The organism is Anaerobacillus arseniciselenatis (genome assembly GCF_001865995.1).
Classification (GTDB): Bacteria; Bacillota; Bacilli; order Bacillales; family Anaerobacillaceae; genus Anaerobacillus; species Anaerobacillus arseniciselenatis.
Map to the genome: position 1 here is coordinate 15,716 of NZ_MLQQ01000021.1, position 16,294 is coordinate 32,009.

At 36.5% G+C, this 16,294-nt stretch carries 16 protein-coding genes; 12 read left to right on the plus strand and 4 right to left on the minus strand.

The genetic code is table 11. The annotated features are described in order from the left end of the window. Positions 1-204: 204 nt before the first annotated feature. Positions 205-1,623 (minus strand): phospholipase D-like domain-containing protein, encoded by a 1,419-nt coding sequence (locus BKP35_RS10670; protein ID WP_071313341.1) that lies wholly within the window; start codon positions 1,621-1,623, stop codon positions 205-207. Positions 1,624-1,822: 199 nt separating this feature from the next. Between BKP35_RS10670 and BKP35_RS20100 the strand changes: the two genes are divergently transcribed. Then, on the plus strand, positions 1,823-1,945 hold the full coding sequence (locus BKP35_RS20100; RefSeq protein WP_281244218.1) for a hypothetical protein: 123 nt from the start codon (positions 1,823-1,825) through the stop codon (positions 1,943-1,945). Between the two features lie 240 nt (positions 1,946-2,185). Continuing rightward, a complete protein-coding gene (locus BKP35_RS10675; RefSeq protein WP_071313342.1) occupies positions 2,186-3,472 on the plus strand; it encodes an MFS transporter in 1,287 nt (428 codons plus the stop codon). A gap of 70 nt (positions 3,473-3,542) precedes the next feature. On the opposite strand, the gene BKP35_RS10680 is transcribed toward BKP35_RS10675, so the two are convergent. After that, a complete protein-coding gene (locus tag BKP35_RS10680) occupies positions 3,543-3,986 on the minus strand; it encodes a CBS domain-containing protein (RefSeq protein ID WP_071313343.1) in 444 nt (147 codons plus the stop codon). A gap of 97 nt (positions 3,987-4,083) precedes the next feature. Next, positions 4,084-4,695, minus strand: a complete 612-nt coding sequence (locus tag BKP35_RS10685; RefSeq protein WP_071313344.1) for a class I SAM-dependent methyltransferase — start codon at positions 4,693-4,695, stop codon at positions 4,084-4,086. A 390-nt stretch (positions 4,696-5,085) separates the two neighbouring features. On the opposite strand from BKP35_RS10685, the gene BKP35_RS10690 reads away from it, so the two are divergent. Both BKP35_RS10690 and BKP35_RS10695 read left to right on the plus strand, forming a co-directional pair. Then, positions 5,086-6,546 (plus strand): SulP family inorganic anion transporter, encoded by a 1,461-nt coding sequence (locus BKP35_RS10690; protein WP_071313345.1) that lies wholly within the window; start codon positions 5,086-5,088, stop codon positions 6,544-6,546. 127 nt (positions 6,547-6,673) lie between these two features. After that, on the plus strand, positions 6,674-7,093 hold the full coding sequence (locus BKP35_RS10695) for a universal stress protein (RefSeq protein ID WP_071313346.1): 420 nt from the start codon (positions 6,674-6,676) through the stop codon (positions 7,091-7,093). Positions 7,094-7,238: 145 nt separating this feature from the next. Here BKP35_RS10695 and BKP35_RS19570 read toward each other — a convergent pair whose 3' ends face one another. Further along, positions 7,239-7,430, minus strand: a complete 192-nt coding sequence (locus tag BKP35_RS19570; RefSeq protein ID WP_071313347.1) for a hypothetical protein — start codon at positions 7,428-7,430, stop codon at positions 7,239-7,241. 220 nt (positions 7,431-7,650) lie between these two features. Between BKP35_RS19570 and BKP35_RS10705 the strand changes: the two genes are divergently transcribed. The 8 genes from BKP35_RS10705 (at position 7,651) to BKP35_RS10740 (ending at position 16,248) form a co-directional block, all read left to right on the plus strand. Next, positions 7,651-8,943: a Gfo/Idh/MocA family protein gene (locus BKP35_RS10705; RefSeq protein WP_071313348.1), complete on the plus strand. Its 1,293-nt coding sequence runs from the start codon at positions 7,651-7,653 to the stop codon at positions 8,941-8,943. Positions 8,944-9,022: 79 nt separating this feature from the next. Continuing rightward, positions 9,023-10,324 carry an ABC transporter substrate-binding protein gene (locus tag BKP35_RS10710; RefSeq protein ID WP_071313349.1) on the plus strand — a complete coding sequence of 434 codons (1,302 nt, stop codon included), beginning with the start codon at positions 9,023-9,025 and terminating at the stop codon, positions 10,322-10,324. 75 nt (positions 10,325-10,399) lie between these two features. Continuing rightward, on the plus strand, positions 10,400-11,278 hold the full coding sequence (locus tag BKP35_RS10715) for a carbohydrate ABC transporter permease (RefSeq protein WP_084031591.1): 879 nt from the start codon (positions 10,400-10,402) through the stop codon (positions 11,276-11,278). Further along, positions 11,278-12,093 (plus strand): carbohydrate ABC transporter permease, encoded by an 816-nt coding sequence (locus tag BKP35_RS10720; protein ID WP_071313350.1) that lies wholly within the window; start codon positions 11,278-11,280, stop codon positions 12,091-12,093. Before BKP35_RS10715 ends, BKP35_RS10720 begins: the two co-directional genes overlap by 1 nt. Positions 12,094-12,203: 110 nt before the next feature. Then, positions 12,204-12,383: a small acid-soluble spore protein H gene (locus BKP35_RS10725; RefSeq protein WP_071313351.1), complete on the plus strand. Its 180-nt coding sequence runs from the start codon at positions 12,204-12,206 to the stop codon at positions 12,381-12,383. Between the two features lie 251 nt (positions 12,384-12,634). Next, entirely contained in the window at positions 12,635-13,534 is a 900-nt protein-coding gene (locus BKP35_RS10730; protein ID WP_071313352.1) for a DMT family transporter, read from the plus strand. Between the two features lie 119 nt (positions 13,535-13,653). Next, positions 13,654-14,592: a sugar-binding transcriptional regulator gene (locus tag BKP35_RS10735; RefSeq protein ID WP_071313353.1), complete on the plus strand. Its 939-nt coding sequence runs from the start codon at positions 13,654-13,656 to the stop codon at positions 14,590-14,592. Between the two features lie 441 nt (positions 14,593-15,033). After that, the gene (locus tag BKP35_RS10740; protein WP_071313354.1) at positions 15,034-16,248 is read left to right on the plus strand and encodes a NupC/NupG family nucleoside CNT transporter; all 1,215 of its coding nucleotides are present in this window, start codon (positions 15,034-15,036) and stop codon (positions 16,246-16,248) included. Positions 16,249-16,294 lie beyond the last annotated feature (46 nt).

Sequence of the window (16,294 nt, forward strand, 5' to 3'; positions counted from 1 at the left end):
ATGAGGTGTTGTGCAAAAAAACAGAGAAAATCGCAAGTATAAAGAGGAGAATCGCAAGTGAAAAACAAAAACCGCAAATAAAATCAGAGAAACTCAATAAAGAGCACCTCCTCTAAGGTGCTCTCGTAGATATTTGTAAAAAAATAACTCTCATATGGGTGCTCCAGTTAACATCTGTCAAGAAGCCTCTAAAATACTCTCCTCTTACAACATAAAATCAAAAAATCTCGTCACCTTAGAAAGAAGGTGAGTAACTACTTTTTTCAACAATGATACTTCACCAGCATCAACATGGTCGCTGTCTTCATAAGAATAAACTTCTTTTACGAGTAAACTATTACATAAATGGTGCTTCTTTATTTCTTTTTCAAGTTGCGTAGCTAACTCTTCACTATCAATGACTACCATCGTTTCGGTACTTAAAAAACTACTGCGATGATCGATATTAAATGATCCGATCACATTAATTCTATTATCAATGACCAATGTTTTTCCGTGAATTGACCTTGGTCCTTGATATTCATATATGTTTATCCCAGAGTCAACGAGCATCTTTCGATTATTCAAATAGCCTGAAAAAGCAAGCACATTCGGCGTTGCTGAAAGTGAGTTGGTCGATATCGTAATCTCGGGAGCCGAAACCGCTTGTTTGTCTACATAAGCTAGCATCTCTTTTGTAGGTATAACATATGGACTTTGGACCAAAATTGACTTTTCTGCATCTTCGAGTAGGTTAGTGATATTTGCCCAAACATTAGGCTCCTTATTGAAACGTTGAATTCCGTTATGAAGTAACGTTATTTTATTTGTAGGTATCGATTTTTCATGCCAATTAAATGAGTTGATGAAAAGTTCGGGATGCGACTGCTTCATTTCAACTAAATTGTCTTTTAGAGCAGTTGTTTTTTTATCGCCACGTGAAAGCTGAGCTCGGTTTAGTTGCTCTATCGGACTTTTTGAAAATTCGTGCTGCCATACAAGACTGAAATAGTCATTTAATTGATGAAGAACACTGTCAGGAGAAGTATTTAGTTGTTGGTTTATTATAACGACATCACGGTCATGGACAGTGTCATCGTCAGTTGTAAAATATTTATCACCAATGTTCCTTCCGCCAATCATCGCCATGTTATCATCCCTAATCATTATTTTATCGTGAAGGCGGTTATTCCAAGTCCACGGTTGCAGTAACGAGAAAGGTTCATAAAATTTCAATTCAATATTTGGATGGTTATAAAACGCATACTGGACGTCACGCATAGGACCTCTTAAATTATGAAACATCCCATCAAGTAACACCCGCACTTGTACCCCACGGTCCGCAGCTTCGATGATCGATCCAAAAATAATTTCAGTTGAAAAGCCACGATGAATAGTGTGGGAAGTTATATCTAAGGTTTCCTCTGCTTTTTCGATAAAGCTAATGCGAGCAATCAACGCTTCATAATTATCCTCTAGAAGGACAACTCGATCTGTTGACTGTTGTTCGTGAAAAAAATCGCCCGCGGAATAGGTATCGGTTGTAGTTTGTTGATAAAAATTGAAAATAACTACGCCAAAAATTAAACCGTATAAGGTAAAAGTAAGCGCAACTGCAATCGTCACCTTTAATACCGACTTCATCTGTCCCACCCCATTTAGCGAGAATTCAACGATGCTATTATATAAGTATAATTTTTCGTTGAAGTTTAGAACTTATTTAGGGAGGGACATAATTTTTAAAATGATGAGAGAATTCGTTGGGCGCCAGTTTTTAACAGTGTTAAACAGCTTCTAGAGGGAATTCTATAACTGAAGTTGTAATGAAAGGGAGGTCAAAACAATGAGAAAAGAGCTTGAACAAGCGGTTGAACATGCGAATGAAAATAACCCTAGTTCTCGTAAAGGTGGTAAACCAAGCACCTCGAAAAAAACGAAAATGAAGAAGACAAATAGACATAGTTAAATGTAGAAGTTAAGATGAAAGGTTCTCTCTGCTCATGGAGGGGACCTTTTTGTTTAGGGGAAGTGGTAAACAAAACCGTAAAATTAGAGGGTGTTGCACGATTTAATACGCAGTTTTTTTCCGAAAATGTCGCACAGCCAATATGCTCGCTCACTATTTACGCTTCAATATATATTTGTTATATTAATTAAGTAAATTTAGTCAGGCGAAATAATTTGTACAAGATATGGGGGAGTATTGATGAAAGGAAATACTAAATTACCGGTGAATCCGCCTTTTTATTACGGGTGGATTATTGTTTTTATTGCTGCCCTATCCGTATTTTTTTCTGGACCAGGGCAAACGTACTCGATTTCTATTTTTATCGATGCTTATTTAACACATTTTGGATGGAGTAGTACATTAGTTTCAACGATGTATTTATTTGCAACGTTGTTTGCAGGGTTACTTCTTTTTATAGTAGGTAGGTTCGTCGATAAGTTTGGTCAACGGCGTATGACTGTTACAGTTGCTTCACTTCTAGGCATCGCTTGTATTTTTAACAGCTTTTTATTAGGGCCAACGATGCTCTTCATTGGCTTTTTTATGTTAAGGCTATTCGGGCAAGGGTCAATGACGCTTATTCCAGGGACGCTTGTTCCACAATGGTTTGTTGGAAAAAGGGGTCGGGCGTTGAGTTTTATGGCTTTTGGTAGTTTTTTGAGTGCTGCGGCATTGCCACCATTTAATGCATGGTTAATTGATACGGTCGGTTGGCAAACATCGTGGTTAGTTTGGGCAGGATTACTTTTTCTTATTTTTGTTCCTTTAGCCTTTTTCTTTATAAGAAATAAGCCTGAAGATGTTGGGCTTTATCCTGATAATTTAACGGAGGAAGAAGTCTCAGGAAGAGGATCTAAGAAATCATCAATTTTTGAGGAAGCTTGGACAGTAAAAGAAGCAATGAGGACGAAGCAATTTTGGTTGCTATTATTTTGTATAGCTGTCCCCTCGATGGTGAACACAGGAATCGTCTTTCATTTTGTTCCGATTTTAGCTGAAAGTGGAATTGGACGTACACAAGCTGCATTTATTTTAAGTATTATGGCGATCGTTTCCTTCCCGGTTACCTTTTTAGCAGGGTTTATCGTTGAAAGAGTGCAGGCAAATTATGTGTTAACTGTAGCTGCTCTCGGACAAATTGGAATTATGTTTCTTTTAGTGCAAACAGATACTTACACAGCGGCGATTATTTTCGGTATTGCTCGTGGAATTGTTGGTGGGTTTGAAGCGATTAGTTTAGGGATTATATTTCCAAATTTCTTTGGTCGTGCCCATATCGGTAGTATAAAAGGTGTAACGTCAACGATTATGGTTATCGGGTCTGCCTTTGGTCCCCTTCCGTTTGCGCTTGCGTACGATCGGTTTGGTAGCTATCAAGAAATAATATATGTAATGATGGTCTTTCCGTTGTTAGCAATGATCTTTGCGTTTATTTCAAAGAAACCAGAGAAAAGCGCCGTTAATTTAAAGGAGAAAGCGTCATGACGTGGTAGTAAAAAAGTGGTGCGTCCCAAACGAGAGACGCACCACACAATATACCTAACCCATTGATCAACTATTTGTTATTAAGTTGATCTGGTTCTGATGGAGTTGAAATGCTTGATAAAGCTTCACCAGCTTCGTCTTCATAAATGTTCTGCTCGGCTAAGTCACCGATAGCAACCATACCTACTAATTGGTTGTTATCAACAACTGGCAAACGGCGAATTTGTTGTTTCGCCATTAAGTCAGCTGCCTCATGAACATCCATATTGGAAGTGGCAGCGGTAATATTATTCGTCATACACTCAGAAACTGGCGTATTTGTAGCTTCCCCATCAGCAGTGGATCGTATCGTAATGTCTCGGTCAGTAACAATCCCTTGTAGTTGACCGTTATCAACGACAGGAAGTGCACCGATGTTATGTTGCTTCATTAAGTTAGCAGCTTCTTGGATTGATTGCTCAGGCGATATAGAAACAACGTTTTTTGTCATGATTTCGTTAATTGAATGTTGCATTGTTTTCCCTCCTTTACTCTAAATAGTGTCTTCTAGAGCAAAGAAAACATTCGAGGAGAACGATGAAAAATCATGAAATCATTGACATTTCTAACAGCTATTTTACCGCTACAGCAACCCCTAATGGATAATACACATCTTTTCGAGGAGGCTCAATCGTCACTCCGCGTTGGTAGTAAAATTCAACTTCAGAAAACCCTTGAAATAAATTTTTGAATTCCTCAATCGTAAATTGATGAACGTGGAAAGGTTGTCCACTAGGAACTCCTTTTCCTTGACCGAAAGGGGTCGATAAGATGAGCTTACCTCCAGGGTTCAATAATTCATACATATTTTTCATAAATAGCTGATCATCTTCAACATGTTCAATCGTTTCAAAACTTAAGATTGTGTCGAATGTACCAAGTTTTTGAGGTAACTCGCGATCAAGAACATCTCCTTTTTGAAACGTCAAAAGTGGATGGTAATAATTATCGATCGCGTACTTTAACGTTTTATCATCAATGTCGACTGCGATCATCTCCGTAATTTCCTTTTTCCTGTCTTTTGTAACCATCTGACTACCGTAGCCTGTTCCGCAAGCTATGTCGAGAACACGTCCTTTCACATAAGGAGTAGAAAAGTAATATCTCGCAATATGCTCTAAAAGCAGTCCATTCATAGGTTTCATTTCTTTAGGAATGATTCTTTCTCCAGTATCTTCTAACACTTTTATCACCGCTTATATAAATTTTTCCTTTAAATAAAGTAAGAATATTATTTCATTATATTACAAGTGAAATAATAATGAAATGTAAGCAAGCGTGTTTTTAATGTATTTGTCCGCCTCCAGTGGACAAAATGGCGAAATGTCCACGAGGGGTGTCTGACACCAAAAGGAATTTTCAGATTAATTAAACTTTAAAATTGTGATCAAGTTGTGAAGTTAAGTGGTAATAACGAGTATTAGTTAGTAAAACAGAGTATTTATAGTATGATTTCCGCTTACATGCGAATTTCATTTCTTTTGAGTTCATGTTACTATTCAATGTATTGGAAACGGACTGACTTTCGTGAGAGTCGAAAGTCGCATTTTAAAAATAAAGAAAGAGGTGTTAGCTTGAATTTACAAGCAATTAAAAAAGAATGGTTTAGCAATGTTAAGGGGGATACATTAGCTGGGATTGTTGTCGCATTAGCGTTAATTCCTGAAGCGATTGCCTTTTCAATCATCGCGGGAGTAGACCCGATGGTTGGATTATATGCTTCGTTTTGTATTGCCTTAGTGATCGCATTTATCGGTGGCCGTCCAGGAATGATTTCAGGGGCTACAGGAGCAATGGCTTTATTAATGATTACATTAATTGCGGACCATGGATTACAGTATTTATTAGCAGCAACGATTTTAACGGGTATAATTCAAATTTTATTCGGCGTTTTTAAGCTGGCTAAGTATATGAAGTTTATACCGAGATCTGTTATGGTAGGCTTCGTAAACGCGTTAGCTATTTTAATATTTACAGCGCAATTACAACACTTTGTGAATGTAACTTGGGTAATGTACGCTTTAGTAGCATTAACACTTGGAATTATTTACATTTTACCAAGGTTTACAAATGCGGTTCCGTCAACTTTAGTGGCAATTATTGTAGTAACAGCAATCGCTATTTTTGGTGGTCTTGGAGTAAGTACGGTTGGAAGCATGGGGACATTACCAAGTACTCTTCCTATATTCTTAATCCCTTCAATTCCGTTAACGTTAGAAACATTAATGATTATTTTACCTTACTCATTAGCTTTAGCGATTGTCGGTTTACTCGAGTCACTATTAACGGCTCAAATCGTTGATGATATGACTGACACAGATAGTGATAAAAACAAAGAAAGTCGTGGTCAAGGAGTTGCGAATGTCGTAACTGGATGTTTCGGTGGAATGGCTGGTTGTGCGATGATTGGTCAATCAGTGATTAATGTGAAATCAGGTGGAACAGGACGTTTGTCATCACTTGTCGCAGGTATTGTCTTAATGTTATTACTTCTTGTCCTTGGTGGTTTAGTTGTTCAAATTCCAATGGCAGCACTTGCTGGGGTCATGATCATGGTGTCGATCGGTACGTTCGATTGGAGCTCTTTAAAAACGTTACACAAAATTCCGAAAACTGATGCAACGGTTATGGTTGTAACTGTCTTAACGGTTGTTATCACTCATAACTTAGCAATTGGTGTACTAACGGGTGTCGTTTTAAGTGCGATTTTCTTTGGTGCAAAAATCTCAAAGGTTCATGTTACATCAAAACTCTCACACTCAGGTGAGAAGAAAACATACTTTGTTGAAGGTCAACTTTTCTTTGTATCAGTGACAGATTTTATCGAAGCGTTTAACTTTAAAGATGAAGTGAAAGAAGTTGAGATTGATTTCAGTCGTGCCCATCTTTGGGATGACTCAGCAATTGGTGCAATTGATAAAGTTGAAATGAAATACGAACAAACTGGAGCTACTGTTCACTTAACAGGATTGAATAAAGAAAGTTCACTATTAGTTCAAAAAATCGGTGGCTTATCGAAAAACTCTGGTCACTAACATTTGAAAATGAGACATTAGTATAAGTGTTTGTGCACCTTTTGAACATTACTGTTTCAAAAGATGCCTGACACTTTTGTTTTATAGCAAAATTTTTTAATCGAATACAAAATACGGGGGTTTCTCAATGTTTAAAAATATATTACTTGCGGCTGACGGTTCAGCACACTCTTTAAGAGCTACGGAAAATGCAATTCAATTACTTTCTGAAAAAGACTCTGGATTCGTAACAGTAGTTTATGCGGTTGATGGTTCAACATCAAAATCAGATGTTTTGCATAATAAAGATAGCAAAGATATCGAAGTGAAACGTAAAGAAAAGCTAAAAGACATTTTTGGTTCATTAGAAAAAGCAAATGTTCGTCACGAACTGAAGATCGTTCACGGAGACCCAGGAGAGACGATCGTAGAGTTTGCAAATGAAAATGAATTCGATTGCTTAGTTATTGGGAGCCGAGGACTTAATCGTCTGCAAAGCATGGTATTAGGCGGAGTAAGTCATAAAGTGGCAAAACGAGCAAATTGTCCAGTAATGATTGTTAAATAATCTAAAATAAAGGCTGTCTACTAGAGAGCATAGTTAACCGTCGTGTATTGTGAATACGTGTGGTTGCTATTGTTTCTAGAGGGCAGCCTTTTTAATAACGGTAAATGCCACCAGCCTCACTCATAGAATCCGCAAAATAAGTCCATTAATTATCACTTGTGAAATAAGGACCGTTAAAATAATTGCCATTAGAAATCCGAGTTTGTACAACCTCTATTTCGCTACTTTGCCCTGAAACATCACCAACCATATATTCAAAATAAGCCATGGCATTGTCAATCACATGATAAGATACGGTCACATCATTAACATTCTCATAATCATATGTAATTTGCATCTGTTCGAAAAAAATCGATGAATCCTATGTTACATAGTTCCTTCTGTAAAATAAATTTCTGTATTATTGACCTGTTCATCGGTGCTAGTGTACATCAATCCCTCCTTCGAATAACTTAATGTTATTGTTTTAATTAAAAAAAGTTATAGACTTTTCGATCAAATCCCTTTATGATTATTTTAAAATGAATTTTTTTACTTCTAGTAAAGGCATGTGATAAATGATGGAAACGACTGTTGCAGTTATTGGTGCGGGGAATCGTGGGAATTTATACAGTGATTTTGCGAAGCTTTATCCTGAAAAAATGAGGGTAGTAGCCGTTGCTGAGCCTGATGAGGAACGTAGAGATCAATTTGTCCAAAAACATCAGATCCATTCTAATAATATTTATGCTACATATGATGCGTTATTAGAGAAAGAGAAGTTTTGTGATGCAGTAATTGTTGCAACGCAAGATAATGAACATTTTCAGCCGGTGATGCAAGCTTTAAATAAAGGGTACCACGTATTGGTTGAGAAGCCGATGAGCCCTAGTATTGATGAATGTTATGCAATGGTACGCAAATCAAAACAAAACAATAAGCTATTATTGCTTGCGTATGTGTTACGATACACTCCATTTTTTCAAAGAATAAAACAATTAATCGATGAGCATGCAATTGGAGATGTTCGTCATATTTCAATTGATATGAATGTTGCCTATTGGCATCAAGCCCATAGTTTTGTAAGGGGAAATTGGCGTAATTTAGCTAGTTCTTCACCGATGATTTTAGCAAAAGCTTGTCATGATTTTGATATCATTCATTACTTAATAGATAGCCGATGTCAGAAGATATCTTCTTTTGGAGAGCTTACTCATTTCAGAAAAGAAAATGCGCCATCGCAATTTATTATGCGTTGTTTAGATCGTTGTCATATTGAAAAAGACTGTCCTTATTCAGCTGAAAAAATATACTTGCAAAACAATATCGAGTGGCCAGTTAATACGATTACCAATGACCTTTCAATTGAAGCGCGATTAAAAGCGATTGAAACTGGCCCGTACGGACGTTGTGTATATCATTGCGATAATGATGTCGTTGATCACCAAATTGTGAATATGCAATTCAATAATAAATCAACAGCAACGATAACGATGAGCGGCTTTACCGATAAACTTGAACGGTATGTTCGCCTACTTGGTACTCACGGAGAAATTTCTGGAGAGTTTAGTTCAAATCAAATTAGTTTGAAACCGTTCGGAAAAAAAGAAATGATTTATCAAGTGAACCCTGCTACTTATGGGATGCACGCCGGTGGGGATTTCGGTCTTATGGAACAATTTTGTAAACAAATGACAGCCTCGGTCTCCTCAAACGACTTTTACGATAGCGAAGATACAATCCTTAGCCATATCTATGCACATATGGCTGAAACGTCAAGGTTAAATGGGGAAACTGTTTATACGAGCGAGTATATTCCTAAGCTAGCAGAAGCCAAAGGGAAAAGGGATATTACTAGAGCTACACAATAAAAAAGTAAACATAATCATATAAACGTGATTATTTTGCTTTCTATAAATATATTAACAAATAGAAATAGGGGGATATTTGATGAAAAAATTAATTTACTTGCTTTTTAGCTTAATGTTGCTGTTGTTGATTACAGCATGTGGTAACGAAGAAACTGCATCAGAAGCTCTAAGTCCAAATGAATCGAAATCTGAAGATGCAATAACTAGTGATGACCAAACAGTAGAAGAAGTAACGATTACGGCATGGGTAATGGGTACTGATGATTATTGGCGAAGTTATCATGATGATCTTGTTGAAAGGTTTATGGCAGAATATCCACATATTAAAGTCGATTTAGATTACATACCTTGGGGCGAAGGAGAAAATCAGCTAATTACTTCAGCTGCAAACAAAACACTTCCGGATGTATCTACAATTGCTGGTCGCTGGACGGCACAAATGGTGGCAATGGAAGTTGTAGAATCACTAGATAGCTATTTTGATAGTAATTTTTCAAATGAATTTGTTGATGCTGCTTGGAATACGACTCAGTATCAAGATGAAACTTGGGGATTACCCGTCGGATTTACGACAACTGGACTTTTTTATCATGCCGATTGGTTAGAGGAGGCAGGTTTTAGTGAACCACCAACAACTTGGGATAAATTTCTTGAAGTTGCTAAAGCATTCACGAATGATGGGAAATATGGCTTTGGTTTGGTAGGCGACAACAGCATGGAAACAACAATGTTTTGGGCTCCTTTTTTATGGGGGAATGGCGGTGATATTTTAACTGAAGATATGTCAAAAGCTATTTTTAACTCACCAGAAGGAATTGAGGCATTACAATTTTATAAGGAGTTATATCGTGAAGCATCCCCTGAAGGAAGTATTAGTAACCGAAGAGGAGATTCACAAAATTTATTTTTAACAGGAGCTGTCGGAATGACAACGGTTGGTCCGTGGTTTCCGAAATTTATTGAGGACGACGCTCCTGAAATTGAATATGGGATCACTCCATATCCATTAAAAAAACAACCAGCTAATTTAGGAACTGCTGATCATATCGTCATGTTTAATACATCTGAAAAGAAAGAAGCAGCGTGGACATTTATGGAGTTTTTCACTAATCAAGAAAATGATTTAAAATGGGCAAAACATCAAGGCTTTATACCTTATCGTGAGGCTAATTTAAATGACGAAGAAATAACGAGTAATGAAGATATGGCGTTTTTCTTAAACGTTGCTGAGGACGCAATTTCTTACCCAACATTACCAGAATGGCCACAAATCGACCAAGCGATTGCTGATGCAATTCAACAAGCATTAATAGGGACTAAAACAGCTGAAGATGCCCTTAACGATGCAGCTGCAATAGTAAATGAATTACTTGGGAATTAAAAAAATAATGGAGATCGTACTCATATTTTGAGTGCGATCTTCACTTTGGTTAAAAAATTAAAAGTGGTGGGGATATTGAGAAGAAGAGAAAGTTTAACGGGATTATTATTTATACTACCTGCTTTACTCGTACTATGTGTCGTTGTTTTTTATCCACTTACTTGGACTTTTTGGCTTAGCCTACAAGAAAAAATATTAATTTCACCAGTAAATGATCAATTTGTCGGTCTTGCTCACTTTCAAAAAATCTTTACGGATGCAAATTTATGGAAATATATTTGGATAACACTCGTTTTTACGATTTCATCTGTTGCAATAAAAGTGGTGTTTGGGATGATCGGAGCATTATTATTACACCAAAATTATCCGGGAACGAAAGTATACTGGTCGCTTTTTACAATACCGTGGCTCATTCCTTCAGTTGTTGCTGCGTTAATTTGGCGCTGGATGTTACATGAACAGTTCGGGATTATTAATCAAGTTTTAATTTCTATAGGGGTGATTGATACACAAATTCCTTGGTTAAGTAGGGAGTTCTTATCACTTGTTTCGGTCATAGTTGTTGATGCTTGGGTTGGCTTACCGTTTATGATCATTGTATGTCTTGCAGGGTTAAAAACAATACCAGAACAATGGTATGAGGCAGCTAAGGTAGATGGAGCAAATAGTCTACAACAGTTTTCTAATATTACATTACCGAGTATGAAGACAATTTTACTCGTGATGGGAACGTTAAGCTTCATCGGCACGTTCAATAGCTTTAATATTATTTATACAATGACTGGAGGCGGGCCAATTAATGCAACAAACACTTTAGTCATTTATATATATCGGACTGCATTTACACAATACAATTTCGGGTTGGCGTCAGCTTTAGCGGTTATCACATTTATGATTATTTCAATCATTGTTATTTATTATCGAAGACTTTTAGACAGGGAAGGAGAATTTTAATGAAGCGTTTATTATGGTATATCACAATCACTATATTTGCTTTATTTATGATCTTTCCTTTACTTTGGATGATATCAACAGCGTTAAAGCCTACGAATGAAATTTTTTCATTAACACCTTCCTTCATTCCGGAAAATGTGACATTCCAGTCGTTTATAGATGTTATTAAAATGGAGTCGTATCGTCGTTATTTAGGAAACAGTTTATTTGTGGCAATCTGTTCAACGATTATTTCAGTCTTATTATCGAGTTTAGCCGGTTACGGGTTTTCAAGGTTTTATTTTAAAGGAAGAAAGCGACTATTACATATTTTTTTAAGTGCACAAATGATACCAGGCGTCATTTTGTTGATGCCAATCTTTTTTATTATGACGAATTTAAAATTAATGGATACTTATTTAGGGTTAATTTTAGCATATGTCACGTTTTCATTACCTTTCTCAACGTGGATTATGACAGGTTTTTATAAAAGAATTCCTCGTGAGCTAGATGAGGCAGCAATGATTGATGGAGCATCTCGTTTTAAAGCTTTCGTTAAAGTTGTGCTACCGCTAGCTAGCCCAGGGATGGTCTCAACGGCTATTTTTTCATTTTTAGTTGCTTGGGATGAGTTTTTATTTACACTGACATTAACATCTTCGGAAGAAAAAAGAACATTACCATATGGGCTTTATAGTTTTATGACACAATACGGAGTGGAATGGAATAATTTAATGGCAGCCTCGATCATTGCGATTATTCCACCGTTAATTATCTTTTTATTTTTACATAAATATTTTTTGCGAGGATTTACAAGTGGTGCTTTAAAAGAATAAATGAATATTATCAAAAAATATTAAGGGGAATTTTTTTACAATGCTAAGTATATCTCCACAACTTACAACAAATATTATGATTGTTGTATATGAAAAAGGAGGTGTACATAATGAATGCACAACGAGCACAAGAAATCGCATCTGCATCAACGATGGCAAATGTAATGTACAATGGTGAGCCTATTTACATTGAACATGTTGATCAAGACAAAGGAGTAGCAACAATCCATACTCTGGATAACCCAAGCAATAAACAAAGTGTTTCTGTAACAAGTTTACAAGAACAGTAATTTTTCAAAATGAAAAATATAATGACCAGGCGGGACTGTCCCATAAGTGTCTGATCACCAGGCTAAACTACTAAATATAGGTGTATATATATTTACCATTCGCTTATATTTAGGCTGGTCAGTGTCTGATACTTTGTTTAGGATAGCCCCGTCTTTTTACATACTAATTCTGAAAATTCTTATATAATTTCACTTCACATACATGTAAAATAGGTTTATCGTACTTTTTTAAAAAAGGGGAAGAACCTAAAATGAACAAACCTATCATAAATCCTCATATTGCTCTAGCCATAGGTGTGATTTCCGTTTCAACATCGGCTATTTTTGTAAAGTTAGCCGATGCTCCTGCTGGTGTGATTGCGTTTTATCGATTATTTTTTTCTTTTTTAATCATTGCTCCGCTATTTTTTCTCAAATATCGAAGGTCGTTAGCGGAAGTGACGAAAAGGGATTGGATGTTTTCGGCGGTTGCTGGAATTTTGTTAGCCTTCCATTTTATCCTTTGGTTTGAATCGTTGAATTATACTTCTGTAGCTAGTTCTGTCGTTTTAGTAACGTTGCAACCGTTATTCGCTTTCGTCGGTACGTATTTCTTTTTTAAAGAAAAAGTCGGCGTGATCGGTATTATTAGTGGTGTTCTAGCCATTGTTGGTAGCATTATCATCAGTTGGGGAGATTATCAAATAAGTGGCTGGGCGTTATTTGGAAATATGCTCGCGCTACTCGCATGTGCATTTGTCACTGGATATCTCCTGTTTGGTCAAGACGTGCGAAAACGGATCGACGTCATTCCATATACATTTATCGTCTACGGAATTAGTTCTATTACACTTCTTATTTACGTATTATTGCTCGGTAATCCATTAGTAGGCTATCAAACAAGTGATTGGATGTATTTTATTTTATTAGCGCTTATACCGACTTTATTAGGACATTCTTTGTTTAATTGGGTCATAAAATGGGTCAGTACAAACATGATTTCAATGAGCATTTTATTCGAACCCGCAGGAGCGATTATCCTTGCGTATTTTATTTTAAACGAGCGCCTTACTTGGACACAGGTCGTTGGAGGCATCGTCGTCATTATTGGTGTCGCCATCTTTTTGAAAACAGAGTCAAAACCAAAAGTAGCTAGATCCGAAGCGGCTTAAAGATAATGAACAAATAAAAATTTAACAGTTAATCGAATTTTAATGAATTAATTTCACTCTATGAAAGCGCTGGAATTGTTTGTTATAATAGAACATAATTTCAGAATTAGGGTGATGACATGGGACCTGAGAAGCTACAAAAAGTGATCGAAGCAGCAAAGCTTTATTACTTACTTGATCATAATCAAAGTGATATCGCGAAGGAACTAGGTGTATCCAGGCCAACAGTTTCAAGGCTTCTTCAACAAGCAAAGGAAGAAGGCATCGTTCAAATAAAAATTATCGACCCGACCGAAAATATTGAAAGCTTATCCAAAAAAAATGAACAAAAGTTCAATTTTAAAAAAGTGATTGTGGCTCAAATACCACAATATGAAGATCATGTCATAAAGACGTATTTAGGGGAAGTATCCGCTAATTACTTACATGAGGTTGTCGATGATGGTGATATTTTAGGAGTTACATGGGGAACAACTCTATACCACACTGCGGTTGAATTAAATCAAAAGTCGGTAAAAGATGTGAAAGTTGTTCAGCTAAAAGGTGGTGTGAGCCACTCTGAAACGAATACACATATGAATGAAATTCTTTATATGTTTGGCAAGGCATATAATACAGCTCCGCTTCACCTTCCGTTACCGGCCATTGTCGATCATGTTGTCGTAAAACAAGCAATGGAGGCTGACCGTCATATAAAACGAATTTTAGAACTAGGGAAAGAGGCGAATATTGCGCTGTTCACTATTGGGCCAATAAAGTCTCATTCATTACTGTTTCAATTAGGGTACTTTACAGAAGAGGAAGTTGATGAACTTATGTCGAAAGCTGTCGGTGACATTTGTTCACGTTTTTTTGACGAGAACGGCGACATTTGTAATGAACAATTAAATGCTCGAACTTTAGGGATTGAACTTAGTGAGTTAAAAAAGAAAGAACACTCTATTCTAGTTGCAGGTGGCCCTGCAAAAATAGATGGAATTTATGGCGCACTTAAGGGTGGATATGCGAATGTATTAGTGACCGACCAGTATACAGCTAAGTTTTTATTGGATAAATAAGACTATTTTCGGTCCTCTCAGGCAGCAGGAGTACTTGGCAACTTTCAAAGTGTAACAAATTCATATTTATCCTTTTGACTAAAAAAGAGGCTGTTCCAAAAGAAAGTGTCAGACATTTGTGGAACAGCTTCTTTTTCAATTGTAAAAATAGAATGTTGCAAATGTAAAATAGAGATAGTCTGAATAGAGGCATTTGTAAGTGGAAAAACGAATTTTTTGTCAAAAAGCGAAAAATCGGAAAGAATTATTTTTACAAATGTTCAATAAAGCGTTTACAAATGATCAGTGCATCTGTTATATTATCAATGTACTGATCATGATCATGAAATGAACAAACTTTTTTAAGAAAAATGAAATCGTTCACCTATAAGGTAGAGGTTCCAATTTTAAAAGAGTTTTGTACTATTCTATTAAACTATTAAACATTTGAGGTGAAAGACTATGAATATTTTATGGGGAATTTTTGGTATTACTACAGTATTTTTTATTGCATTTTTATTTTCAAGTAATCGCAAAGCAATTAAGCCAAGAACTGTCTTTGGTGGCTTAGCTATTCAAATTTTATTTGGGGTCATCGTTTTAAGATGGGAATTTGGGAAGGAAAAATTACAACAATTAGCTTTAGGGGTTAACGCAATTATTGAATATGCTAATGAAGGAATTGAGTTTTTATTTGGGGGATTATTTGTAGCAGATAATGTGGGGTTTATATTTGCCTTTCAAGTTTTACCAGTTGTTATCTTTTTCTCGGCACTAATTTCCGTTCTTTATTATATTGGAGTTATGCAGTTTGTTATTAAAATATTAGGTGGAGTACTTTCAAAATTACTAGGAACTAGTAAGGCTGAGTCTCTATCAGCAGCAGCGAATATTTTCGTCGGACAAACGGAAGCACCATTAGTTGTAAGACCATTTTTAGCAAAAATGACGAAATCAGAACTTTTTGCGGTTATGACTGGGGGATTAGCTTCAGTTGCCGGTTCGGTTTTAATTGGTTATTCGTTATTAGGGATACCGTTAGAGTATTTATTAGCAGCAAGTTTCATGGCAGCTCCAGCAGGTTTAATTATCGCGAAAATTATGCTTCCTGAAACAGAACGTTCGCAGACGTCAGACGACATACAATTAGAAAAAGATACAGAAACAGCAAACGTTATTGATGCGGCAGCTCGTGGAGCAAGTACAGGTCTTCAATTAGCGCTTAACATTGGTGCGATGTTACTTGCATTTATCGCATTAATTGCTTTAGTTAATGGCCTTTTAGGGGCAGTTGGTGGAGTATTTGGCTTTGAAGGTTTAACACTTGAAATGATACTTGGAGTATTATTTGCACCAATCGCCTTTGCAATCGGCGTACCGTGGGCAGAGGCTGTTCAAGCAGGTGGATTTATCGGACAGAAGTTAATTTTAAATGAGTTTGTCGCTTACGCATCATTTGCGCCACAAATTGATGAACTTTCACCGAAAGCCGTTGCGGTCATCAGTTTTGCACTATGTGGTTTTGCCAACGTATCTTCAATGGGAATTTTATTAGGTGGATTAGGAAATCTAGCGCCAAACCGACGTCAAGATATTGCAAGACTAGGGATGAAAGCAGTATTAGCAGGGATGTTAGCTTCATTATTAAGTGCATCAATTGCAGGGATGTTATTTTAATCATTAATGAACCTGTTGTCTAAGGGCATAGTAAGGGTTAGTTGAG